Source organism: Micromonospora sp. NPDC048986 (assembly GCF_040649335.1).
Taxonomy (GTDB): Bacteria; Actinomycetota; Actinomycetes; order Mycobacteriales; family Micromonosporaceae; genus Micromonospora; species Micromonospora alfalfae.
In genome coordinates this window covers 204208-226480 of sequence record NZ_JBEZFJ010000002.1, presented here as the reverse complement: position 1 = coordinate 226480, position 22273 = coordinate 204208, and the positions used below count along the sequence as shown (strand labels likewise).

20 protein-coding genes are annotated in these 22273 nt (G+C 70.5%); 7 read left to right on the top strand and 13 right to left on the bottom strand.

The features are described from left to right. Positions 1–206: 206 nt before the first annotated feature. Positions 207–2267, top strand: coding sequence for a cellulose binding domain-containing protein (locus tag AB0B94_RS06080; protein WP_357268921.1), 2061 nt, complete (start codon positions 207–209; stop codon positions 2265–2267). A gap of 81 nt (positions 2268–2348) precedes the next feature. Here AB0B94_RS06080 and AB0B94_RS06075 read toward each other — a convergent pair whose 3' ends face one another. Then, positions 2349–5108, bottom strand: coding sequence for a BTAD domain-containing putative transcriptional regulator (locus AB0B94_RS06075; RefSeq protein ID WP_357268918.1), 2760 nt, complete (start codon positions 5106–5108; stop codon positions 2349–2351). A gap of 147 nt (positions 5109–5255) precedes the next feature. Between AB0B94_RS06075 and AB0B94_RS06070 the strand changes: the two genes are divergently transcribed. Together AB0B94_RS06070 and AB0B94_RS06065 are read left to right on the top strand one after the other, a co-directional pair. Next, the gene (locus tag AB0B94_RS06070) at positions 5256–5633 is read left to right on the top strand and encodes a hypothetical protein (protein WP_357268915.1); all 378 of its coding nucleotides are present in this window, start codon (positions 5256–5258) and stop codon (positions 5631–5633) included. After that, positions 5630–6007: a hypothetical protein gene (locus tag AB0B94_RS06065; RefSeq protein ID WP_357268912.1), complete on the top strand. Its 378-nt coding sequence runs from the start codon at positions 5630–5632 to the stop codon at positions 6005–6007. Before AB0B94_RS06070 ends, AB0B94_RS06065 begins: the two co-directional genes overlap by 4 nt. 128 nt (positions 6008–6135) lie before the next feature. Here the strand turns inward: AB0B94_RS06065 and AB0B94_RS06060 are convergent, their stop codons facing one another. Both AB0B94_RS06060 and AB0B94_RS06055 read right to left on the bottom strand, forming a co-directional pair. Continuing rightward, positions 6136–8490 (bottom strand): VWD domain-containing protein, encoded by a 2355-nt coding sequence (locus AB0B94_RS06060; RefSeq protein WP_357268909.1) that lies wholly within the window; start codon positions 8488–8490, stop codon positions 6136–6138. Continuing rightward, on the bottom strand, positions 8487–9089 hold the full coding sequence (locus AB0B94_RS06055) for a hypothetical protein (RefSeq protein WP_357268906.1): 603 nt from the start codon (positions 9087–9089) through the stop codon (positions 8487–8489). Before AB0B94_RS06055 ends, AB0B94_RS06060 begins: the two co-directional genes overlap by 4 nt. 186 nt (positions 9090–9275) lie before the next feature. On the opposite strand from AB0B94_RS06055, the gene AB0B94_RS06050 reads away from it, so the two are divergent. Beyond that, positions 9276–10076: an SAM-dependent methyltransferase gene (locus AB0B94_RS06050; protein ID WP_357268903.1), complete on the top strand. Its 801-nt coding sequence runs from the start codon at positions 9276–9278 to the stop codon at positions 10074–10076. A 153-nt stretch (positions 10077–10229) separates the two neighbouring features. Here the strand turns inward: AB0B94_RS06050 and AB0B94_RS06045 are convergent, their stop codons facing one another. Beyond that, positions 10230–13034 (bottom strand): M14 family zinc carboxypeptidase, encoded by a 2805-nt coding sequence (locus tag AB0B94_RS06045; protein ID WP_357268900.1) that lies wholly within the window; start codon positions 13032–13034, stop codon positions 10230–10232. Positions 13035–13209: 175 nt separating this feature from the next. On the opposite strand from AB0B94_RS06045, the gene AB0B94_RS06040 reads away from it, so the two are divergent. Continuing rightward, positions 13210–13566: a hypothetical protein gene (locus AB0B94_RS06040; RefSeq protein WP_357268897.1), complete on the top strand. Its 357-nt coding sequence runs from the start codon at positions 13210–13212 to the stop codon at positions 13564–13566. Between the two features lie 57 nt (positions 13567–13623). Here the strand turns inward: AB0B94_RS06040 and AB0B94_RS06035 are convergent, their stop codons facing one another. Beyond that, positions 13624–14952, bottom strand: a complete 1329-nt coding sequence (locus AB0B94_RS06035; protein ID WP_357268894.1) for a glycoside hydrolase family 18 protein — start codon at positions 14950–14952, stop codon at positions 13624–13626. Between the two features lie 145 nt (positions 14953–15097). Between AB0B94_RS06035 and AB0B94_RS06030 the strand changes: the two genes are divergently transcribed. Next, positions 15098–15982 carry a bile acid:sodium symporter family protein gene (locus AB0B94_RS06030; protein WP_357268889.1) on the top strand — a complete coding sequence of 295 codons (885 nt, stop codon included), beginning with the start codon at positions 15098–15100 and terminating at the stop codon, positions 15980–15982. A gap of 49 nt (positions 15983–16031) precedes the next feature. On the opposite strand, the gene AB0B94_RS06025 is transcribed toward AB0B94_RS06030, so the two are convergent. The 4 genes from AB0B94_RS06025 to AB0B94_RS06010 form a co-directional block, all read right to left on the bottom strand. Continuing rightward, on the bottom strand, positions 16032–16451 hold the full coding sequence (locus AB0B94_RS06025) for a PPOX class F420-dependent oxidoreductase (protein WP_196926210.1): 420 nt from the start codon (positions 16449–16451) through the stop codon (positions 16032–16034). Positions 16452–16536: 85 nt separating this feature from the next. After that, the gene (locus AB0B94_RS06020; RefSeq protein ID WP_357268885.1) at positions 16537–16992 is read right to left on the bottom strand and encodes a pyridoxamine 5'-phosphate oxidase family protein; all 456 of its coding nucleotides are present in this window, start codon (positions 16990–16992) and stop codon (positions 16537–16539) included. A gap of 11 nt (positions 16993–17003) precedes the next feature. Next, positions 17004–17630 carry a glyoxalase gene (locus tag AB0B94_RS06015; protein WP_357268882.1) on the bottom strand — a complete coding sequence of 209 codons (627 nt, stop codon included), beginning with the start codon at positions 17628–17630 and terminating at the stop codon, positions 17004–17006. 96 nt (positions 17631–17726) lie between these two features. Beyond that, positions 17727–18137 carry a VOC family protein gene (locus AB0B94_RS06010; protein ID WP_238667655.1) on the bottom strand — a complete coding sequence of 137 codons (411 nt, stop codon included), beginning with the start codon at positions 18135–18137 and terminating at the stop codon, positions 17727–17729. 69 nt (positions 18138–18206) lie between these two features. On the opposite strand from AB0B94_RS06010, the gene AB0B94_RS06005 reads away from it, so the two are divergent. After that, positions 18207–19100 (top strand): NAD(P)-dependent oxidoreductase, encoded by an 894-nt coding sequence (locus tag AB0B94_RS06005; protein ID WP_357268876.1) that lies wholly within the window; start codon positions 18207–18209, stop codon positions 19098–19100. A gap of 1 nt (position 19101) precedes the next feature. On the opposite strand, the gene AB0B94_RS06000 is transcribed toward AB0B94_RS06005, so the two are convergent. The 4 genes from AB0B94_RS06000 to AB0B94_RS05985 all read right to left on the bottom strand — a co-directional run bounded on the left by AB0B94_RS06000 (position 19102) and on the right by AB0B94_RS05985 (position 22136). After that, complete coding sequence (locus tag AB0B94_RS06000; RefSeq protein WP_357268873.1) at positions 19102–20130, bottom strand: glycoside hydrolase family protein; 1029 nt, start codon at positions 20128–20130, stop codon at positions 19102–19104. Between the two features lie 251 nt (positions 20131–20381). Next, on the bottom strand, positions 20382–20729 hold the full coding sequence (gene trxA, locus AB0B94_RS05995) for a thioredoxin (protein ID WP_238667652.1): 348 nt from the start codon (positions 20727–20729) through the stop codon (positions 20382–20384). Then, positions 20708–21091, bottom strand: coding sequence for a MerR family transcriptional regulator (locus tag AB0B94_RS05990; protein WP_357268867.1), 384 nt, complete (start codon positions 21089–21091; stop codon positions 20708–20710). Before AB0B94_RS05990 ends, trxA begins: the two co-directional genes overlap by 22 nt. Before the next feature lie 91 nt (positions 21092–21182). Then, positions 21183–22136: an AraC family transcriptional regulator gene (locus AB0B94_RS05985; protein WP_357268862.1), complete on the bottom strand. Its 954-nt coding sequence runs from the start codon at positions 22134–22136 to the stop codon at positions 21183–21185. Between the last annotated feature and the right edge of the window lie 137 nt (positions 22137–22273).

Here is a 22273-nt window from a genome sequence, read left to right as displayed (position 1 = left end):
GAACAGACAGTGCCATTGTGATACGTCGATGAAGAGCCGCGCGCGGGCTGACATCCGTCCACTGGGCAGCCGGGATCCAGATGTGATCTCCGGGGGACGGTGACACGAGCGATGGACCAATCAGGGTCTGCCGTCCACGAGATCGCCCGTCACCGCGTCGCACAGTGACCGGTAGGGCGGCTCATCTGCGCGAAGGAACCCCGCCCATGCGTAAACCGAAGACCCGAACAGCACTCCTGGCGGGCCTGCTGCTCGTCGCGAGCGTGCTCGCGGGCGTCAACCCGCCGACCGCCAGCGCGGCGGCCGACCCGGTCACCGTGACAGTCAACACCCGTGCGGGACTGGCGACAGTGCCGGACACCGCTTTCGGCGTCAACCACGCCATCTGGGACTCGAACCTCGGCACCGCCGAGACGTCGGACCTGCTCAGAGATGCCGGCGTGCAGATGATGCGCTATCCCGGCGGCTCGTACGCCGACATCTACCACTGGAAGGACCACACCGCGCCTGGGGGTTACGTCGCGCCGGGGACCGACTTCGACACCTTCATGGCGGCGGTCCGACGGGTGGGCGCGCAGCCGATGATCATCGCGAACTATGGCACCGGCACGCCGGCCGAGGCCGCCGACTGGGTGCGGTACGCCAACGTGACAAAGGACTACGACGCGCGTTACTGGACCATTGGCAACGAGAACTACGGCAACGGCCACTACGGGTCCGCGTGGGAGGCCGACGACCACCCCGACAAGAGCGCGACACAGTACGCCGGGCTGGTCGTCGAGTACGCCGACGCGATGAAGGCCGTCGACCCGAGCATCAAGGTCGGAGCGGTGCTGACCATGCCGGGCAACTGGCCGGACGGAATCACCGCCGGCAGCGATCCGGGCCCGTGGAACCAGACAGTGCTCTCCATCGCCGGCCCGAAGATCGACTTCGTGGACGTGCACTGGTACCCGGGCGGCACCGCCGCCGAGTCGCTGGCCCGCGTCAACCACCTCCCCGACGCCACCTACCTGCTGCGGCAGCAGCTCGCCCGGTACGCCGGCCCGAACGCTGACCGCATCGGCGTCAGCTTCACCGAGCTGAACGTCGACGCCGGCCGCAACACTCAACCGGCCGCGCTGTTCCTGGCCGACGTCTACAGCGCTCTGCTGGAGAACGGCGTCTTCACCGCCCACTGGTGGAACGTGCACAACGGCATGGGCACCGTGACGCAGGTCGCCGGTCAGACCGACTACGGCGACTTCGGGATGCTCTCCAGCGGAGGCTGCACCGAGGACGGCTCGGTCTGCCAACCGCCGCTGAACACACCGTTCGCGCCGTACCACGGGCTGAGCATGATGACGCTCTTCGCGAAGACCGGCGACCAGTTCGTCCGCGCCGGCACCGACGAGCCCCTGGTGACCGCCCACGCCGTCCGCCGCAGCAACGGAGATCTCGCCGTGCTGCTGGTGAACAAGGACCCGGAAAACGACCACCCGGTCACCATCGACTACGCCGGGTTCACCCCGTCGGCCGTCGCGCCGACGGTGTCCACCCTCACCAACGGCGCCACCGGCATCGTCACCAACCAGTCCGGCTCGGCGACCAGCCGGACGCTGCCGGCGTACTCGTTGACCACGCTCGTGCTGCGCCCGGCCGGTGCGACCGCCGGACGGCCGGCCGCACCAGGCCAGCCGACCGCTAGCGGTGTCACCGACCGCGCCGCCACGATCACCTGGCCGGCGGCCACCCCGGGCGGCAGCCCGATCGCCAAGTACGAGGTGCACCGGCAGAACGGCGCGGTGAGCGAGCAGCTCGGCGAGACGACGACCACCTCGTTCACTGTCGGCAACCTCGTGCCGGGCAGCCGGTACACAGTCAACGTGCTGGCCCGCGACACCGCCGGGCGGGTCTCCTGGGCCTCACCCCCGCTCACCTTCGCCACCGGCAGCCCGGCCGCCAGTGCGTGCACCGTCCGCTTCAGCGCCAACAACGACTGGGGCAACGGTTACATCGGTGGCGTCGAGATCGTCAACAACGGGTCCCGCCCGATCAACGGCTGGACGCTCACCTGGACCTGGCCGACCGGTTGGCAGCAGGTGAGCAGTGGTTGGAGCGCCACCTGGGAGCAGGTCGGCACCGCGGTGCGGGTCACGCCCACCGCCGACAACCGGCAGATCGCCGCCGGCGGCACCGTGAGCGCCGGCTTCGTCGGCGCGTACGGCGGACCGAACGTGCTGCCCACGACGTTCACTCTCAACGGCACCGTCTGCGGCACCGGCTGACATCACAGTGGTGGTCCGGCCGACCCGCTCGTCTGGTCGACCGGACCACCACGTGCCGCATCCCGACCTGCGGGCGGGGTGTCACGGCGAGCCGGCGTTGTCGAGTCGTCCGCGCAGCTCGGCGATCTCCACCGGATTGTCCTCGTTGAGCTGGCGCAACGCCCGCAGCCAGCTGCTCCGGGCCGCCGCGACGTCACCCGCGTCGTGCAGGACGTCGCCCAGTCGGGTCAACGTCTCGGCCACGCCCCACCGGTCATCCGACTGCTCGTAGAGTTCCAGTGCCCTCCGATAGCAGGCGCAGGCATCGTCGGAGTCACCCCGCTGATGGTGGACGTAGCCGAGGCTGTCCCAGGTCTTGGCCGCCCCGGTCAGGTTGCCGACCTCCTCGTGCAGAGCGAGGGCGCGACGGCAGTGGTCGACGGCCCGGTGATGGTCGCCGAGGCGGGCGTGGTCCCAGCCGATGGCGTTGAGGGCCTTCGCGCGCCCGACCAGGTGGCCGACCTCGCCGAAGAGCTTTAGGGCCCGCTCGTCGCACTCCAGCGCCTCCCGGTGCTGCCCCTGCCCCTCGTGCACCCAGCCCAGGTAGAGCGCGACGTACGCCTCGCCGGCACCGTCGCCAAGCCGCCCGAACAGTTCACCGGCGCGCCGGAGGTGCTCCAGCGCGTCGGTCAACTCGCCGAGCTGGTGCAGGGCCAGGCCGAGATCACGGTGGCCGTGTGCCTCCCCGACGAGGTCACCGGCCCGCCGCGCCGCGCGCACCGCGGTGCGCTGGGCCGAGGCCAGATCCGTCCATCGGGACAGCCTGCTGAGATAGGTGGCGACAGCCCAGGCCAGTCGCCAGGCGTGACCGTCCAAGCCGGATTCGGCTGCCTGGTCGATCGCGGCGAGGAGCACGAGCCGTTCGGCGTCGAGCCAGTGCTGTGCCTGCTCGCTGTCGGCGAACGACGCGACGGCCGTCCCGGCAGCCGGCGGCGGCAGTTCGACGCGGTCCCGATGCGGCTCGATCGTCAACGCGGCAGCGTGAGCCCCGTGCAGCCAGTGGTCGTGCAACCGGCGCAGCGCGCAGGCCCGGTCGCTGTCGTCCAGCAGCTCGCCGGCGTACGCCCGCAGCAGGTCGTGGCACGCGTAACGATCCGGACCGGTCAGCTCGACCAGGTGGGCCCCGAGTAGCTCGTCGAGCGGTTCACGTACCTGCTGGACGGGAAGCCCGACGAGGCTGGCCACCGCCGGCAGGCTGACGTCCGGGCCGGCGTACAGCGCGAACAGGCGGAACAGCGCGGCCGCTGGCGCGCTCAGCGCCCGATAGGACGTGGCGATGACCGACCGCACGTCGGCAACGGCGTCGCGGTCGGCCAGAGCGTTCAACCCGTGGTGTTGGTCGGCGAGTTCGTCGGCCAGATCCTTAAGTGACAGGGCCGGATTCGTGGCGGCCCGGGCCGCCACGATCGACAGGGCGAGCGGCAGGCCGGCGCACGCCCCGACGATGCTGCCCGCCGCGTCGGCCTCCGTCGAGAGCCGGTCCCGGCCGAGCCGGCCGGCGAGCAGGTGAAGGGCCTCGTCCCGGCTCAGACAGCCGAGCGGCAGAGGACGGAGCCCCTCGGTCGCCACCAGGCCCGACATCTGATTCCGGCTGGTCACCAGGACCGCACAACTGGCCGAGCCGGGCAGCAGCGGGCGGACCTGATCGGGGTCCCGGGCGTCGTCGAGCACAATCAGCATCCGCCGGTCGGCCACCAGGCTCCGATACAGGCCGATCTGGGAGTCGAGATCCGTGGGCACGGCGTTCGGGGCCACGTCGAGCGCGTCCAGAATCGCGCGTACCGCGCCGGCCGGGGTCATCGGCGGTTCGGTGGGGTGAAAGCCACTGAGGTTGACGAAGAGCTGACCATCCGGGTACCGGTCGAGGTGGGTGGCCGCCCAGTGCAGCGCGAGCCAGGTCTTGCCGATCCCGCCGGTGCCGCTCACGGCCACTGCGGCACCGGTCGTCGCGCAGTTCGTCAACAGGGCAGCGTCGAGCTGCGCCAGATCGTCGGACCGGCCGGTGAACGACCCGGACGGCATGGGCAGTTGTCGGGGGACAGGTGACCCGGCCTGCGGCAGGCTCGCCGCGACATCCGGCGCCAGGATCGACCGGTGCAACTGCTGGAGATGCGGGCTCGGCTCCACGCCGAGTTCCTCGACCAACAGGTCCCGAAAACGCCGGTAGTGCTCCAGCGCCTCGGCGCAGCGGCCGGCACCGGAGAGCGCGAGCATCAGCTGGCCGGCCAGGCGCTCGTTGAGCGGTTGCCCGGACACCAGCCGCGGCAGGTCCGCCAGAACCTCGTCGTGATGGCCGACCCGCAGCGCCGCATCGACGCGTTCCAGCTCCGCTGTCAGCCTCTCCTGCTCCAGATCCGTTCGCACCGAGTCAAGCCAGCACGCGTCCAGCCCGGAGAACGGGTCGCCGCGCCAGAGCCCGAGCGCCTCATCGAACAGGGCGAGGCGGTCGTCCTCAGACTGCTCGGCGCGGGCCTCGTCACGCAGTTGGCGAAAGCGGTGCAGGTCCACCGCCATCTCGTCGGCGGCCATCAGGTAGCCACCGGACCGGCGCGTGATCGTCGCGTCCGGAACGTCGGCCAGGCTGCGGCGCAAGCGGTACAGGTAGCCGTAGAGGGTGTCGCGGGCGCGTTGCGGTGGGCTCTCGCCCCAGACCCGGTCGATGAGCTGGTCGACGGAGACCGCCCGGTTGACGTCGACCAGCAGCGCGGCCAGAACGCATTGCTGCCGGGCATGCCCGAGGGCGACCGGACGGTCGTCGACGGTCGCCACGACGTCCCCGAGCAAGCCGAATCGCACTGCCACCCGAATCTCCTCACCGAGGCGCCGTCTATGCCTTACCCCGGTTCCGCCAGCGGATACCAGGTACGTCCCAGACCGACCCCAGACCCGACGCCGATAGTCGTTCGGGACAGCCCAGGGCGGGCTGGCAACCAGATTGAGGAGAACGACATGGGATGGCTCAGACGACCACTCGTCGTCACCGCGACGACAGCGGCAATCCTGCTCGGCACGGGCGGCATCGCCCACGCCGGCACCGACCGGGTGGCCACGATGTCCGGTGCGAAGGTGACGTTCACCAGTTACGGCGACTCATTCTCGGTCTGCGACACCGCGACCGACGGGTTGAACGTCTACAACGAGTACAAGTACATCCGCAAGGACGGGAGTCTCCAGCACGACATCGAGTACAACGGCCTCGGCAGCGGGACCTGCGCCTCGTACGACCACAACTTCGGCGAGGGCCGCAGCGTCACCTTCCGTGCCTGCGCTGACATGCCGGGAATCATCCCGGATCCCTGCAGCAACTGGGCGGTGGGTGTCGCATGAACAGGGTCGGGAAGTTCGGCGTGGTAGCCGCCGCCGCGACGGCGGCGATCCTCGCGACCGGGACCAGCGCGTACGCCGGGACCGACGCGTCGTCCTCGGTGACCGGCTCGTCGTCGCGGTTCATCAGCTACGGAGACAAGTTCGAGAACTGCGACACGTCCTCGGACGGCCTCATCTCGTACGTCGCGTTCGAGTACGTCCGCATCGACGGCTCCCTGCAGACCGGGTCGCACTACAACCCGGGCAGCAGCGGTGACTGCTCGCAGTGGGACCACAACTTCGGCGAGGGGCGCACCGTCCGCTTTCGCTCCTGTGTGGACCAACCCGCCTGGGCCACTGACACCTGTGACCGGTGGCGGAGCGGGGTCGCCTAGCGCCGGGTGACCTGGACGCCGACCACAGCAACAGGTCGCTGCCCCGCGCGAAGGACGCACAACTGCCCGCCCACGACCGGCGCCTCGGTCGGGGGCGGGCTCCCGTGGGTGGCCGGCGGACGGCAGGTTCAACCGACCTGACGGACGGTGAGTGTCGCCGAGCCGGTGTCGGCGGCCCACGGGTCCAGCACGAACGTGTACGTCCCGCGCTTCGGCAGCGGGCCCGTCTCGAACCGGCCGGTCCCGCCGATGACGCAGCCGCTGCCCACCGGGTCGCCGTCCGGGCCGGTCAGGAGCAGGACGCCGCACCGGTCGGGCAGGCTCCCGCCGGTCACCTCGACTGTGACGCGACGACCGGCGTCGGCGGGAAACCTCAGCCGGCTCACCGCACCCGGTCGACTGACCGTCAGGGTGGCGGCCCTGCCGTCCGCGACGGTGTCGGCCTCCTCGTCGTGAGCGTCGCGCAGCCGCACGTCCCCCGAGCCGGTGTCGGTCGAGGTCCCGTCGACCTCCAGCACGTACCGGCCGCTGGCCGGCAGGACGAACCCGTCGACGTATCCGGTGCCGCCGATGACGCAGCCGCTGGTCACCTGTTCACCGGCCGGGTCGCGCAGGCGCAGCAGGTTGCACCGGTCCGGCAGTGTGGCGTCGGTGACCTGGAGGAAGACCTTCTGACCGGCGCGGCCGTCGAAGGACAGGCGGCTGACCGCGCCCGGTTGGGCGAGCGTCGCCCGGACCGGCGGCCCGTCCAACGTGAGCGTCTTCTCCTCGTCGGCCACCGCAACGACCCGTACCGTCGCCCGACCGAGGTCGGCATCCCACGGGTCGAGCACCACCTGATGGTCGCCGGTGGCGGTCAAGGTGGTCGTGTCGATGAAGCCGACACCGGAGATGACGCAGCCGGTCGCCAGTTGACGGCCCCGCGGGTCGAGCAGCAGCAACACCCCGCAGCGATCCGGCACGGTGGCGGCCGGCACCTCCACGAAGATCTTCTGACCGGCCTGGCCCGGCACCTTCATCGCGGCAGTGGCACCGGCCCGGGTCACCGCCAGGTCGACGTCACCGGCAGCGGGAGCGCCGCGCTGCGCGCGGGCGGCGTCCTCGGCGAACGCCACCTGCCCGGTGAGGCCGACGTCGAGCACACAGCCGGCCAGGATCTGCGGATCGGTGACACCGGCACGCCGGCAGACGAGTTCGGCGGTGGCCCGGTTGGGCAGGTCCCCGACGGTGAGCAGTCGGTCCGGGAATCGCCGGTCGGTGAACGTGCCGGTGTTCTGCCCCGGCTCGTAGTCGAACAGCGACCGTTGCGCCTCGACGCGCCAACTGTCGGCGAAGCCCGGGTACAGCGCCTCGAACGTGGGCGGCTGCGCCACCCGTTTCCCGCCCCGCACTGTCAGGTCGTCGCCGGGGTCACCGTCGTGGTCGCCGAGCAGGCCCTCCAGCGTCCCGGCCCGGGTGGTGGGCGCGCCGACGCTCACGCTCAGCCCCCACACCCCGATCGGCTGCGCGGTCAGTCGGGCGCCGTCCGGCCACTCCACTGTCACCGTGCCGTCTCCCCAGGAGGTGACGGTGCCACCGCGCGGCAGCTTCACCCCGTCGGGCGCGGCCACCGGCGCGGCGCCGTTCACCCGGACCGCCGGGCCGTCGGGGGTGACGTACACGCCGACCCGGTCGCCGGCCACCCGAACCGCGACCGCCGAGTTGACTGCCACCACCGAGCTGGCCGGGAACATCGTCTGTCGTACCTGGACCTCGAAGTCGTCGGTCGTCGAGCGGGTCAGCACGAACTCGCCGGCGGCCTGGAAGTCGTACCGCAGACCGTCGTAGGTGAGCAGGTGCGGGTCGCCGTTGCTGTTCGCGCACCGGTAACCCTTGCCGATCACCGAGATCGAACAGCCACCACCACCCGGTGGTCGGGGCGTGGGCCGGTCGCAGTCCCTGCCGTTCGACGGCAGCTTCATCCCACCGTACGACGGGCGCAGCGGCACACCGACCGCCTTGCGGTACGCGTTTTCCGCCAGCACCGCGTGCACCTCGGCCGGATCCACAGTGCTCGCCTGTTGGCCGCCCTGCGTGCAGAACTGGCCCCGGTCGGTGTCGTTCACCTCATCGAGGGCGTGGTTCATCTCGTGGATCAGGGTGGCGCACTGGTCCTCGGTGAAGCCGGGACCCTCGTCGTCAAGCTTCCGCCCGTCGTTCTCCGGCACCCAGTTGATCTGCACGTCACTGCCCGGGACGTACGTGGTGGTGCTGCTCTCCGAGCCGAAGACGGGCCTACGCACCTTGATCTGCTTGCCGGAGCGTTCCAGTTCGTCGAGCACGGCGCCGTTGCCGGAGCTGCGGATCTGTCCGACGCAGCCCGCGTACTCTGCCTGCAGGTCGCTGTTGACGCTGACCACGGCGGACGCCGCCTGGGGGGCGACGAGCACCAGCACGCCCGCCAACACGAGACAGAGCCGCGTTCGGCGTCGCATCGTGATCATCCGCCCTTCACCTCGAACGCGACAGCGCCCTGCTCGGCCGTCGCGGCGCAGGCGTCCGCCGGCACACCGCGCAGCGGCGCTCGCAGGTAGCCCAGCACCAGCCGGTACGCCCCCGGTTGGTCGACCGGCCACCAGGTGACGGTGGCCCCACCCCGCCCGTCCGGCGCGGAGGTGGTCAGCGCCGCGCCGACCGGGCTCTGCGGGTCGCTGCCCACCGTCAGCTCCACCGACCCACGCGGCGGCACCCGTACCAGGTTCTCGACCAGGTACGCGGTGAAGTCCCGGTAGTAGGCGGCACCGCCGAGCGCGGGTGCCACAGCCGCGCCGTCGCGGGTCAACGACATGACAGTCACCGCCGCGTCGGGCACCCGACTGAGGTGGCACTCGGCGTCGCGGTTGTTGACGAGCTTCAGCCGTAGGCTGATCTGCTCACCCACCCGGTACGACGGTTGCCCGGCGCTGACGGTCAGGCCGACCGTCGCCGTGGCGCCACTCGGGGCCGTTGACGGACGCGACCGTCTGCACCCGACGGTGGTGACAGTCAGCAGTAGGGCGAGACCGCCGGCGAGCGCCGCCGTCAGTGCTCGGGGTGCACCCATGGGCCGCGAGCCTCCTCCGGGTGTCGACGCTCGGCACAGATCCCGGCAAGCCTGCGCCGACGGGTGCCGGGAACGCTGTCGTGATCCGGCCCGGTGGATGTCCGCTAGCCGACCCGGGGGGCCAGAAATCGATCATCGTGGGCGTTATGCTGCGGGATCGGACAGGCGGGGGAGAGGTGGGCGATCATGACGCAGTCGCAACCGGAGGTCGCCCTGCAACCAGACAGGCCGAACGCGGCGCGGATGTTCGACTACTACCTCGGCGGCAAGGACAACTTCGCCGCCGACCGGGCCGCCGCCGAGATGGTGTTGCAGGTGGCGCCGTGGATGCCCGAAGCTGCCCGGCAGGGCCGCGACCTGATCGCCCGGGCGGTCCGGCACCTCGTGCAGGAGCGGGGCATCCGACAGATCATCGACCTCGGGTCCGGGCTGCCCACCCGCGACAACGTCCACGAGATCGCGCACCGCATCGACCCGGCGGTGCGGGTCGTCTACGTCGACAATGATCCGGTGGTCTGCGCGCACGGCCGCGCCCTGCTCGCCGACTCGCCGTCGGTGTCGGTGGTGCAGGCCGACCTGCGCGACCCCGCGCAGGTGCTCGGCCACCCGGACATCAGCGCCGCGATCGACGTCGGGCGCCCGGTCGCTGTGTTGATGATGTTCGTACTGCATCTGGTGCCCGACGAGCAGGATCCGCAGCGGATCGTCGCCACCTACCGCGACGCTCTCGCCCCCGGCAGCTACCTGGCGCTGTCGCACGCCAGCACCGACGTGCACCCCGACCTGATGGCCCGGATCTCCGCGATCTACGCCCGGGCGAACAGCCCCTTCGTGCCGCGTGGCCACGCCGATGTCTTCCGGTTCTTCGGTGACTTCGTCCTGGAGCCGCCCGGGCTGGTCAACATGTGGCCGTACGCCGAGCCGCCGGCCACCGACGACCCGCAGGTCGCCCGCACCGGCTACAGCGGCGTCGCCCGCAAGCCGTAGGCCCGCCCGTTGTCGCTCGGACAAAGGGCGGGCACTGCCACATCCGGCGTCCGCCGTATCACCACCAGATCTTGGACAGTTTCCGTTACGACGTAACGGAAACTGTCCAAGATCTGCACAGGCCCCGGCGCGAAGGTTGTGGTGCGGGCTCCGTCAGCCGACCACCGACCGCAGCGGCACCTTCGCGTCGCGCAACGCGCGTACCAGATCCCTCGCGAACGGGTGTTCGTCCACCTGGAGTCCCCGCGGGTTCGGGATCACGACGTACGCCGAGCCGTTCTTCTCGGACGCCTGCGCGTCGGCGGTGAAACGTTCGACGATCGCCCGGGCGCGGGGCAGGTCGCCGGCCGCCACCTGGATGGTGATCGGCCGCCACCCGCCGCCCAGGTCCGGCGGCACCGGCGCGGCGGCGGCGCTGGCGCGCGCCGCGTCGACGCCGGCCGGGCGCCGGGCGTCGGGCGCGGCGGTCGCCGGGTAGAGCAGCGCGTTGGCGACCAGGTGCAGGCCATTTTCGTTGTACGCGCGAAAGAGCGGATTGAACGCGAACAGCACCGCTCGACCGGCGCCGGTCGGCTCGTCGACGACGGCTGCGGTGCCCTTCAGCGTCTCCGCCGCGACGGTGTAACCATTGGCCCAGAAGGTGTCACCCGTCGGGTACGTGAGCACGTTCGTCCCGGTGGTGCTCGGGGTGAGGATCGGGTCGCTGTTGTTGAACTCGAAGTCCTCCGCCGGGCGACCCAGCGCCACCGGGCTGTCCTGGTCGACGTCGACGCGCAGGTGCGAGCCGATCACCAGGTAGTCCGCCGGCTTGGTCTTCTCGGTGGTCGAGGTGAGCCCGGCGGCCCGGGCCACCCGGGTGCCCTCGTTGCGCAGCCCGAGGTAGGTGTGGCCCTGGCCGATCCAGTCGCGCAGGTTGGCCTGCCCGGTGGCGGTCAGACCGCCGGTGGCGCTGCTGCCGTCCGGCACCAGCAGCACCGTCCGTCCGGTGAACGCCTCGGTGTTGTCGTTGATGTCGGCGGTGCTGACCGGCTTCAGGTCGAGGCCCCACCGCTTGCCGAGCACGTAGCGGGCCTCGCCGTGCGAGCCGGAGGTGGTGGAGATGCCGGTGCCCTGGAACAGCCCCACGTCGGGCAGATCGAGGCGGGTGCCGGAGGGCCGACCGCCCGGGGTGAGGCTGACCCCGAGGGATTCGGCCAGCTCGTCCACGCTCCGGTTCACAGAGGCGGCCGGGATGGCGACCCGGCTGGTGGTGAGGTCACGGACCAGGGGTACGCCACGGCCGAGCAGGCTGAAGGTGAACTCCGCGGCGGCGGCCGAGTCGAGCGGGTACGTGTACGAGCCCCAGGGCCACGCCGCGCCGGTGCGACCGCCGGAGACCTTGCGCACCAGTTCGGCCCTCGGCCGGACGGTGTCTCCGGTGTAGATGGTGTTGATGCCCATCAGCAGCGGGTTGCTCCAGGACGACACGTCGTAGAAGTACGGGAACGGGACGTACGGGTCCTCGCCCATGATGGCCTGGATCCAGTGCTTCTGCGGCTGGTCCATCGGGATCCAGTACGCGCCAGCGGGCACTGTCACGTTGGTGGCGCTGCGCCCGCCGAAGACCCGCGCGGTGGGCACCCGGGTCGCCTTCTGCACCTCGTACACCTCGACGTCCATCCGGCGCAGCCGCTCGACGAGTTGGCGGACGTCGGCGAGTTGCCGGTCGGGCAGCAGGAAGTACGAGCGGATGGTGAGGTCCGGCACCGGGAACTGGACCTCGTTGGTGGGCTGCACCACCTCGTTCGGCTCCAGTGCGCCCGCCCTGCCCTGGGCGAGCGCCTCGGTCCAGATGTCGAAGTAGCTGTTGAGCACCTCGCGCTTGTTCGCGGCGGCCCAGCCGAGCGTCGACCACTGGGTGTGGAACTGCTGCTGGACCCGGTCGGCCACGGCCGACGCGCTGCCCTTCTCGTAGGTCATGCCGGCCGCGCCGAACCCGGTGGTCGGCACCGTGTCGCCGTAGCCCATGAAGAACATGTCGTACGTGTCGTAGTTGAAGTAGCACTCGGTGGTGACGGTCTCGTCGCAGGCCCCGTTGAAGCCGAAGCCGGCCTTGTTGGCCTCGCCGATACGGTTGATCCAGTCCACCGCCTCACCGGCGATCTCGTGGTGGATCGGGTCGGCGTTGGGCGGGAAGAAGTACTGCCGGCCGCCCATCTCGTGGGCGTCGACGAACACCTGCGGCGGGTAGCGGCGCAGCAGTTCGAGCTTGCCGTCGGTCTCCTGCTGGGTGCGGGCGAACCAGTCCCGGTTCAGGTCGAAGCCGAACTCGTTCTGCCGGCGGGTCGCGTCGCGGCCGTCCGGGTTCTGGGTGGGGACGATGATGGTGACCAGGTTGTCGTTGCGCTGGGCGACGGCGCAGGACAGGCCCGCCGCCAACTCGTACAGCGTCTTGAGCGCCGCGTCGGCGCCGCTCTTCTCGCCACCGTGCACGTTGGCTGTGACCCAGACGATGGCCGGGCTGTCCTTCGCCGTCCGGCTGGCCGTTCGTGCGCTGGTCCGGCGCGGGTCACGCAAGTCCCGGATGTCGTCGGCGATCTCGCGTAGCGCGGCGGGCCGCACGTGGCGCTCGTTGGACACCACCGCGTACGGCAACGGCTGGCCGAGCACGCTGGTGGTCATCACGCCGGTGACGACCCGGTTCGAGGCGCGATCGACGGCACCGAGGTAGGTCCGGACCTCGTCGTTGGTGACGACCCGCTCCTGCCCGACGCCGAGCGGGAAGCCGAGTACGCGCTCCGGAGTGGGCACAGTGCCCAACCGGGCGGTCGGGTCGTCGCTGCATCGGGAGGGCTGGGCGGCGCTCGCGGCCGGTGTACCGCCGAGCAGGGGAACCATGCCGAGCACGAGCGCGATGGTGGCGGCACCTGCCAGCCGCCTGGCGGGGACCATCCGGAACGGACGTGTCGATGGGGCCATCAGTCGTGTTTCCCTTCTCGGGAACAACAGCGCAGTGGCCGGAGCCTATGAAGCACCGATACGGCGGTCAAGGGTTGATCGATATCGCTGACTACTCGGCGTGCCGGTACCGACGCGGACTGGCAGGATGGCGGCATGGGCTTGTCGTCGTTCGGGAGGAGGAGACGTGCCAGAGATGATCACTCTCTCGGTCCATCCGGATCTTCCGTCCGCCGATGCTCGGCGTTCGCTGGCGTCCTGGCTGCGCGCTGAGGATCGGCTGCGGGAAGGGGTGAGCGCGACGTCCCCCGACGAGATGTCGGCGGGCCGAACTGACGTCCTGCGGGTGGCGGCCAGCGATGCGGGCACCGCAATGGTGCTGGTGCAGGCGATCGCCGGCTGGCTGACCCACCGCCGCGACGATGTGACTGTGACACTCACCAGGCCCGACGGATGGTCGGCCGAGGTGGACGTTCACCGGGCTCGTGACATGGACCAGGTGACGGCGCTCATCGAGGCCGCGGTGCGCGCTGTGACACCCGCGCAGCCGTAACCGGCCCGCCGCCGGCCGAGAGGTCGGCCAGCGGCGGGCCGGATGGCGCACGTGCGGCTACCAGGTGGTCAGGCCGAGGCCGATCGTCTTGGTCAGCGTGGCGTTGTCGTCGTCGCCGTCGAGCGACCAGATCATCGCGCCGGCCAGACCGGCCCGTCGGATGTAGAGCGTCTTCTGCAACACGACCGCCGGATCGTCGTACGTCCACAACGTCGTACCGTCGAACAACCAGGCGTGTCCGGCGCGCAGGTCGCGGTGCACCGTGTAGCCGTTACCGGCCAGGGTCTTGAGCTTCTTGTAGTCCTCGTACCCGGCCTCGAAGGTGGCCGGCGCGGGCCCGGTGGCCGGCTGGAACAGACCGTTGCCGCCGCCGGTGACGCCGGTCCAGCCGCGACCGTAGTAGGGGATGCCGAGCACGAGCTTGTCCCGTGGAGCGCCACGGGCGATCCACCCGTCGATGGCCACCTCGACGGAGAAGTCCGGGTTGTCCGGCGCGCCCGTCGGGACGCGCAGCGCCGACTGCTGGTTGGCCCGCGCATCCCAGCCGCCGTGGAAGTCGTACCCCTGCACCGTGGCGAAGTCCAGGTACTTGAAGATCTTACGACCCTCGTAGCCGGCGTCCATGGTGGCCGGGCTGGCCGGCAGGAACGCGGTCAGCGGGTGGTGCGCGCGGGTCGTGCGCCCGTACGCGTCGAGCTGCCGGCGGAACTCGGCGAGCAGTTTGGTGAAGTTCTCCCGGTCCTCCGGGCGGATGACGTTGCCGGGCTCACCCTCCCAGTTGGGCCACTCCCAGTCGAGGTCGATGCCGTCGAAGACGCCGGCCCCGGCGCCCGGGGCAGTGCCCGGCAGGTTCCCCCTGAGGTAGAGGTCGATGCAGGACGTGACGAACGTCTTGCGGGAGGCGTCGGTGCGGGCCGCGTTCGAGAAGTACGTCGACCAGCTCCAGCCGCCCAGCGAGATCAGCACCTTCAGTTCGGGGTGCTTGGCCTTGAGCTTGGCGAGCTGGCCGAAGTTGCCGTTGAGCGCCTGGCCCGGTGCGTCCGCGACGCCGTCGACGCTCTCCTCGGCCGGGACGGGGCGCTGGTAGTCGGCCCAGGCGTCGCCCTCGCCCGGCCCACCGTCCAGGTAGCACCGACCGTCCTCGCTGACGTTGCCGAAGGCGTAGTTGAGGTGGGTGAGGCGGCTCGCCGCCCCGGAGGTTTCGAGCTTCTTGACCGGGAAGGCCCGACCGTAGATGCCCCACTGGGTGAAGTAGCCGACCCGGTGGTAACCGGTGCGGCGCTGCTGATTGTCGCCCGCGCTGGCGGCGCTGGGCGGGGCGGCGGTGAACAGCAGGGCCGCCAGGGTGACCACGGCGGTGAGACGGCGGTGGCGGAATGGTCGCATCGGCACACTCCCACGAGGTATCAAGCAGAATTAGTAAAGACACTTATCTGATTGATGAAGTTAAGCCGGTCACCGTCCGGGGTCAAGAGCGTCCAGCCGCATGGGGGATTGTTGCGGCGTTACCGGGTGGTAACGATGTTGTGCCATGGACTCCGCCGTGACTCTGATCGGACTACCCGTCGCCCTCGGCATCATCATGCTCGGTCTGGGTCTCGGACTGACAATTGCGGACTTCCGTCGGGTGGCCCAGCATCCACGAGCCGCCGTCATCGCCCTGGTCTGCCAGGTGCTGGTGCTGCCGGCGCTCTGCTTCTGCCTCGTCCTCGCGTTCGACCTGGCACCCGAGCTGGCCGTCGGCATGATGCTGCTGGCCGCGTCACCGGGCGGCACCACCGCCAACCTCTACAGCCACCTGTTCGGCGGGCACGTGGCCCTGAACATCACCCTGACCGCCATCAACTCGGTGCTCGCCGTGCTCACCCTGCCGATCCTGGTCAACCTGTCGGCGGCGTACTTCCTGCCCGACGGGAAAAGCATCGGCCTCCAGTTCGACAAGGTGCTCCAGGTCTTCGCCATCGTGCTCGTCCCGGTCGCGATCGGCATGCTCATCCGGGCACGGAAGCCGCAGGTGGCCGAGCGGTTGAACCGCCCGGTCCGGATCCTCTCCGTCGTCGTCCTCGTCGCGGTGATCGCCGGCGCGGTGCTCGGCGAGCGCGAGAACATCGCCGACTACTTCGTCTCGGTCGGCCTGGCGGTGCTCGCCTTCAACCTGCTCAGCCTCGCCATCGGGTACGGGGTGCCGCGCCTGGCCGGTGTCGACCGGAGCGCCGCGACGGCCGCCGGCTTCGAGATCGGCATCCACAACAGCACCCTGGCCATCACCATCGCGCTCAGCCCGGCGCTGCTCAACAGCGCCCAGATGGCGATCCCGGGCGCCGTCTACGGCATCGTCATGTTCTTCACCGCGGCGGCCTTCGGCGTCCTGGTGACCCGCGTCGGCGCCCGGTCCGCCACCGCGGTGACGCCCTGACGGCTGACGACGCCCTGGCACCGTCGAGGGTGCCAGGGCGCGGAAACGCTCAGCCGACCTGGTTGTTGTCCTTCTGCGCGCCCCAACCGTGCCAGCGGTCGATCTCGATCAGGGCACTGACCCGGGCCCGCTCCCGGCGTGGGTACGCGTTGCCCGTGTAGTGCTTCGACAACCGGTCGATGTCCGCCAGGCCCTCGTCGGGGCGCAGCTCGGCGACGTGCCCGATGATGCTGACGTGGGTGTACCAGCCGGCCTCGTCGAGCACTGTGAGGGACACCCGGGGGTCGTTGCGGACATGCTCCAGCCGGCGGCGGCTCTCGTCCATGTTCACCAGGATCCGGCCGTCCTCCCACAGGTACCAGGTGGCGGCGGACACCGGCTGGCCACCGTTGCGCAGGGTGGTCATGACGGCGGGGTTCGGCTTCTGGAGCATGGCGACCGCGGCCTCGGGAAGCGGGGGCTTGGACATGAAGTCTCCTCGTCGCGACAACGTTTACCCCTGCACGTTACGCACCCGCCCGCCCCGATCATGGTGCTACAGGTACAACGCGCGGTCAGCCGAGCCAGCGGCCGTCCCGCATGAGGACGCGTCCCTTCAGCTCGTTCGCCTCCCGCCAGGCCTGGATGCGCTGCGGTCGGATCAGAAAGTACTGGTAGGGCTCGTCGAGACCGCTCGGGTCGAAGCCCGTCTTCGTCGCGAAGGCAGCACCCGTCTGCGGGCCGAGGTCGGCGATGTCCACCGGCTCGGCGGTGCCGTCGACGATGACGACGTCGCGTGTCGGCCCGAGGCTGAGTCGTACCCGGCCATCCGCCACCAGGTTGCGGCCGGTGATCGAGTGGCGCGGCGTTGAGACGAGGAACGCGGCCCCGTCCCAGAGGAACGACAGTGGGATGAGGTGTACGCCCCCGGGGGAGCCCGCCGTCGCGACCCAGAGGTCGATGTCGCTCTCCAGTCTGGCGCGAGTGTCCCGGAGCCTCTGCCCAAGCTCACGCGGCGGAACTTCCGGCATGTCTCCCCCGGTCACTTCGCGCTCGCCAGCGATGAGGCTTCCCAGGCGAACCCGTCCGGGTCGGTGAAATGCCCGCCGTCGCCGCCGATCGTGAGTCGATGCGACCCGGTGCCGCCGGGGGCGACGCCGACGTCCTTGGCGAGGGCACGACGGCGGTACAGCGCCAGCTTCACGGGGCTGGACCCAGCAACGAACTCGACGTACATGCGGCCGAAGCTCCTCGCCACGGCAAGGCCGCGCTCGACGTAGAACCGCTTGCTCGCAGCCACGTCCGCGACTCCGAGCAGGAGCACGATCTCGTCGATCTGCCGGGTAGCCGGGCCGCTGTCCTTCTTCGCCGAGGTCGCGATCTTCCAGATCGTCCCGTCCGGGGCTTGCACGACACCGCCGTAGCCCCAGAGCGACTTCGCGGCAGGCTTCAGCGACGTGGCGCCGGCGTCCAGGGCGGTGCCGATGAGGCTGTTGACGGTGGCCGGCTGGGACACCGTGAGCGCCAGCGTGAACCCACGGAAGCCGCTTGTCGGCGCGTCCGAGGCCCGCAGGCGAATTTGCCCGTCCAGACCGAAGGCGGCGGTGTGAAAGCGCTGGCTGGCCGCGGGGTCGGCCACGTCGAGGGTGACGGATGCGATCGATGTCATGGCGATGACGCTATTTGCGGCCGGGCGACCGGTGCTTCTTGATTCCTGACCGGTCTCGTCAGCTGTCCCGAACGGCGCCGATCGAGGACGGACGGCTCAACGAAGCTCTTGGATGCGGACCAGGTTGCCGGCGGGATCGCGGAAGGCGCAGTCGCGGATGCCGTACGGCTGCTCGGTCGGCTCCTGGACGACCTCGGCGTCGCCGGCCTGCACCTTCTCGAAGGTGGTGTCGAGGTCCCGCGTGGCCAGCAGGATCCAGCCGTAGGTGCCCTTGGCCATCATCTCGGTGATGGTGCGGCGCTCGTCCTCGGTGGCCCCGGGGTCAGCGGCCGGCGGTGCCAGGAGGATGGACGTGCCGGGCTGGTCGGCGGGGCCGACCGTGATCCAACGCATCGCGCCCTGACCGACGTCGCTACGGACCTCGAAGCCGAGGGCGTCGCGGTAGAAGGCCAGGGAGGCGTCCGGGTCGGTGTGCGGCAGGGAGCACGTGTGAATCGTGATGTCCATGTCGATCATGCTATTGGTAGCGCCGTACCCGCGTGTGGGTCCCCGTCTGCCCCCGGCGAAGATGTGGTCATGAGCGAATCCGCACTGCCCAGGCGTGTCGTCGTCACCGGTGCCACCGGCAAGCTCGGCCGTGCCGTGGTCGCCCACCTGCGCGCCGTGGGCGTCGACGTGCTGGCGGTGGACCGTGCCGGTGGCCGCGACCCGCGCGACGTCAACGGCGAGTTCCTGCTGGTCGACCTGACCGACTACGGGCAGGTGGTGGAGGCGTTCACCGGGGGCGCCGACGAGCACGCGGGCGGCGTCGACGCGGTAGTGCACCTGGCGGCGGTCCCGGCCCCGGGGCTGATGTCGAACGCGACCACCTTCGCGAACAACTCCGCCGCCACGTACAACGTGTTCGCCGCGGCCCGGGCGGCCGGGATCAAGCGGGTCGTCTGGGCGTCGAGCGAGACGGTGCTCGGGCTGCCGTTCGACACCCCGCCGCCGTACGCGCCGGTCGACGAGGAGTACGCGCCCCGGCCCGAGTCGACGTACTCGCTGAACAAGGCCCTTGAGGAGGAGATGGCCCGGCACTTCTGCCGGTGGGACCCGGACCTGGTCATGGTGGGTCTGCGCTTCTCCAACGTGATGGACGTCGAGGACTACGCGCCGTTCCCCTCGTTCGACGCCGACCCGCGGCTGCGCCGGTGGAACCTGTGGGGCTACATCGACGCCCGCGACGGGGCCCAGGCGGTCGAGCGCGCCCTCGCCCACGGCCGGCCCGGTGCCGACGTCTTCGTCATCGCCAACGCCGACACCGTGATGAGCAGGTCCAGCGCCAGCCTGATGGCCGAGGTCTACCCGGGTGTCGAGATCCGCAAGGAGTTGGGTGAGCACGAGACGCTGCTCAGCATCGACAAGGCCCGCCGGGTGCTGGGGTACGAGCCGCAGCACTCCTGGCGGGACCACGTCGACGTGCTGTAGGTCAGCGCGCCGCCTGGTAGGCGCGGCCGACGGTGGTGGCGGTGCCGCCGGTGCGGAACAGCCCGGTCTGGTCCTTGTCGGTGGCGGGCAGGCCGAACCACGCGTACCGCTGTAGCCAGGACAGCCCACCCAGCATCCGGGTCGCCGCGGTGAGGAAGGCGGCCTGCTGTGCCTGGGTGGGGAAGCGGACGCCGTTGGAGAAGTCGATCAGGGCGAACTCGGTGAGCCAGATCGGCAGTTGGTACCTGTCGTGCACGGCCTGCAGGTACGACCTGAGCTGGTTGACAGCGTTCGCGGTGGTGAAGTCGCCGCCGTACCAGTGCAGGGCGATGAAGTCGACGCGGTAGCCGCGCTGTCTCGCCCCGGCCATGAACCGGTCCAGCCATTCGCCCGGCCGGTCGCCGCCCCAGGCCACCGCCGGGCTGCCCAGCGGAAGACCGGTGGCCTGCAACTGCGGCCACAGCTCCAACGCCTGCTCGACTGTCATCTCCGCCTGACCCTTCAGGTCCGGCTCGTTGAACCCGAGCAGGTAGCGGCCGTTCTTCCTGGCCTGTTGCAGGTTGGTGGCGGTGACGCTCTTCGCCCCCCAGATCATCGGGACGAACTCGGCGCCCCTCGGGCTGGTGATGCCCGAATGGGCCACGTCCCAGGTGTAGTACCAACTCGCCCCGGAGTTGGCCAGCGCCTGACTGACGCCGTCGAAGGTCCACACCCCGACGCCCTTGCGCTTCGAGGTCACCACCGGGGCCGCCGGGGCGACCGGACGCCCCGTCGTCGGCTTCGCGGTAGGCGTCGGCGTCGGGGTCGCCCCCACCGGGCTCGTGGTGGGGGCGGGCGTGGTCGCGCCGGGTGTGCCCGGCAGTGGGCTCGCGGGCGGGGGCGCGTCGAGCGCCTGCGTCGCCGCCGGGGCGGGCGTCGGCCCGGCCGGCTGCACCACGACGATCACACCGGTCACCAGTACGGCGACCGCGGCGGCCACGACGAGCGGCCACAGCAGTCGCCGCGCACCGATCGGGAGGCGGCCGAGCATCCCGCGTCGGGGTTGCGCGTGGACGCCTCGGTTTCCCCTCGCGGCGTCCGCTTCACCCTGGCCGGTTGCGCGCATCGTCTCGACTCCCTCACCTGGTCGTACCGCTACCTGATGCAGGCGATGACGAAAGATCGCCAGCTGCCTCCCCTCAGGAGACTGGCCGACCGGACCGGGATAACGATTTCCGGAGCTGATGTTGGCCGTCGGTCACCACCTGGTTCTCCGACGGCGCCAACCGGCGCTGCTGGTTGTCACCAGCCGGCCTGTGCGGTCAGGGTCTGTCGCAGGTACGTCTTCGGCCTGGACCCCACTGTCGAGCCGACCACCTCGCCCTGACGGAACACCAGCAGCGTCGGCAGGGACATCACCCGGTAGCTACGGGTCGCTCTCGGGTTCTCGTCGGAGTTGAGCTTCGCCACGACCATCCGGTCACCGAACTCCTGGGCCAGTTCGGCAAGGCTCTTCTCGATGGCCTTGCAGGGCGGGCACCAGTCCGCCCAGAAATCGACGACCACGGGCCGGTCGCTGGCCAGCACCAGCTCCGTGAACGTGTCGTCGGTGACAGTGACCAGCGAGCCTACTTCTGCCTTCGGAGGCATGTTTTCTCCCGATGTGCGATCGCGTGGGTGAGTTGACTGTGCAGTTGCTCCCGCACCGCGCCGAGCCGGTCGATGACGACGTCGACCTCGGCGATCTTGCGCCGCAGCACCACCACCGAGTCCGGGCAGACGTCGCCGGAGGTGTTGCCGGCCCGCAGGCAGGCGACGAACGGGCGGACATCGTCGAGGCCGAAACCGACGTCGAGCAGCGCCCGTATCTCCCGCACGACGCGTAGCTCCGTCTCGTCATAGACGCGGTAGCCGTTGGCGGAGCGCTGCGCCCGTACCAATCCGTGCGCCTCGTAGTAGCGCAGCGTGCGAGGGCTCGTGCCGGCCCGTTCAGCCAGCTCGCCAATGAGCATCCGACCTCCTCCATCGGCCCGTCGCGACAACGCTAAACCTTGTCGTCAGCGTCAAGGCAAGGACCGGACGAGGCGCGGTAGCTGGCAGAAGTCAGCGGCGCAGGGTCGTCGACGGCGACTCGCCGAACCGGCTCCGATACTCGGTCGCGAACCGGCCGAGGTGCACGAAGCCGTGTCGCAGGGCGACCGTCGTCACGGACACCCCCGGCGCGGCCGAGCGGAGTGTGCGGTGCGCCGCGTCGAGCCGGCAGGCCCGCAGGTACGCGGTCGGGGTGGTCTGCAACTCGCGGCGGAAACAGTCCTGCAGCGTTCGTACGCTCACCCGTAGCGCCTCGGCGACGTCACCGACGGTCAGCGCCTCGCCGTGGTGCTCGGAGATCAGGGCGCAGGCCCGCCGGACGAGACGCCCGGGGTGGGCGTGCCGGCCCGGCTCGGCCAGGAGGTGGGAGTGGCTGTGCTGATGGGCCAGCAACAGCTTGCCGATCAGCCCCTGTTCGAAACGGGCGGCCACCTGCGGGTGGTCGAACAGGGACGCGTCCGCCGGTTGGGACAGCTCGTCGGCGAGGAACGCCACCCCGCGCGCCCACGCCTGCGCGGTCGGCGTGGTCATGAGCATGCCGACGTCGAGGCGGACCGGGTCGTCCACCGGGTGGCCCAGCAGGCGGGCGAGTTCACGGTCGACGGCGCGCCGGTCGGCGTAGAAGATCCGGTGGGGTGATCCCTCGGACCACCGCATGTCCGAGGAGTCGTACGGGGACAGCACCGAGGCGACGTCCGGGGTCGAGGTCACCGTCTGACCGGCGTGCCGGACCATCGTGCTGCCGGCGCTGGGGATCTGAACGAGGTAGAAGGTCTCCAGCGCGGGCGGTTGGATCCGCACCGCCTGCCCGTAGTCCAGGTCGATGACGCCCACCCCGCCCGCCCGACGAGCCGCCATTCGCAGTCGCACGGCGTGCACGCCCGCCTGCGGGGTGAGCCGGTGTGGACAGAAGACCCGACCCACCTCGGCGCGAGCCCGGTCGACGTCGTCCGTCCGGACCGTCACCGCATCCATCCGACACCTCCCGGGCGTCCCGTCGCGCTGACCGTAAGGCGTGACCGGCCCGGACCCGACCCGAAAGCCGCCGACCCGACAGGAAATGGGTCCGGCCGCGTACTGCGGACAGCGCCCGCGCCGCGCGG

Excerpts from the sequence above, each read along its gene's own strand:
- AB0B94_RS06080 (WP_357268921.1), top strand. The coding sequence starts at position 207 with ATGCGTAAACCGAAGACCCGAACAGCACTCCTGGCGGGCCTGCTGCTC.
- AB0B94_RS06070 (WP_357268915.1), top strand. The coding sequence starts at position 5,256 with ATGGGATGGCTCAGACGACCACTCGTCGTCACCGCGACGACAGCGGCA.
- AB0B94_RS06065 (WP_357268912.1), top strand. The coding sequence starts at position 5,630 with ATGAACAGGGTCGGGAAGTTCGGCGTGGTAGCCGCCGCCGCGACGGCG.
- AB0B94_RS06060 (WP_357268909.1), bottom strand. The coding sequence starts at position 8,490 with ATGATCACGATGCGACGCCGAACGCGGCTCTGTCTCGTGTTGGCGGGC.
- AB0B94_RS06055 (WP_357268906.1), bottom strand. The coding sequence starts at position 9,089 with ATGGGTGCACCCCGAGCACTGACGGCGGCGCTCGCCGGCGGTCTCGCC.
- AB0B94_RS06050 (WP_357268903.1), top strand. The coding sequence starts at position 9,276 with ATGACGCAGTCGCAACCGGAGGTCGCCCTGCAACCAGACAGGCCGAAC.
- AB0B94_RS06045 (WP_357268900.1), bottom strand. The coding sequence starts at position 13,034 with ATGGCCCCATCGACACGTCCGTTCCGGATGGTCCCCGCCAGGCGGCTG.
- AB0B94_RS06040 (WP_357268897.1), top strand. The coding sequence starts at position 13,210 with ATGATCACTCTCTCGGTCCATCCGGATCTTCCGTCCGCCGATGCTCGG.
- AB0B94_RS06035 (WP_357268894.1), bottom strand. The coding sequence starts at position 14,952 with ATGCGACCATTCCGCCACCGCCGTCTCACCGCCGTGGTCACCCTGGCG.
- AB0B94_RS06030 (WP_357268889.1), top strand. The coding sequence starts at position 15,098 with ATGGACTCCGCCGTGACTCTGATCGGACTACCCGTCGCCCTCGGCATC.
- AB0B94_RS06025 (WP_196926210.1), bottom strand. The coding sequence starts at position 16,451 with ATGTCCAAGCCCCCGCTTCCCGAGGCCGCGGTCGCCATGCTCCAGAAG.
- AB0B94_RS06020 (WP_357268885.1), bottom strand. The coding sequence starts at position 16,992 with ATGCCGGAAGTTCCGCCGCGTGAGCTTGGGCAGAGGCTCCGGGACACT.
- AB0B94_RS06015 (WP_357268882.1), bottom strand. The coding sequence starts at position 17,630 with ATGACATCGATCGCATCCGTCACCCTCGACGTGGCCGACCCCGCGGCC.
- AB0B94_RS06010 (WP_238667655.1), bottom strand. The coding sequence starts at position 18,137 with ATGGACATCACGATTCACACGTGCTCCCTGCCGCACACCGACCCGGAC.
- AB0B94_RS06005 (WP_357268876.1), top strand. The coding sequence starts at position 18,207 with ATGAGCGAATCCGCACTGCCCAGGCGTGTCGTCGTCACCGGTGCCACC.
- AB0B94_RS06000 (WP_357268873.1), bottom strand. The coding sequence starts at position 20,130 with ATGCTCGGCCGCCTCCCGATCGGTGCGCGGCGACTGCTGTGGCCGCTC.
- trxA (WP_238667652.1), bottom strand. The coding sequence starts at position 20,729 with ATGCCTCCGAAGGCAGAAGTAGGCTCGCTGGTCACTGTCACCGACGAC.
- AB0B94_RS05990 (WP_357268867.1), bottom strand. The coding sequence starts at position 21,091 with ATGCTCATTGGCGAGCTGGCTGAACGGGCCGGCACGAGCCCTCGCACG.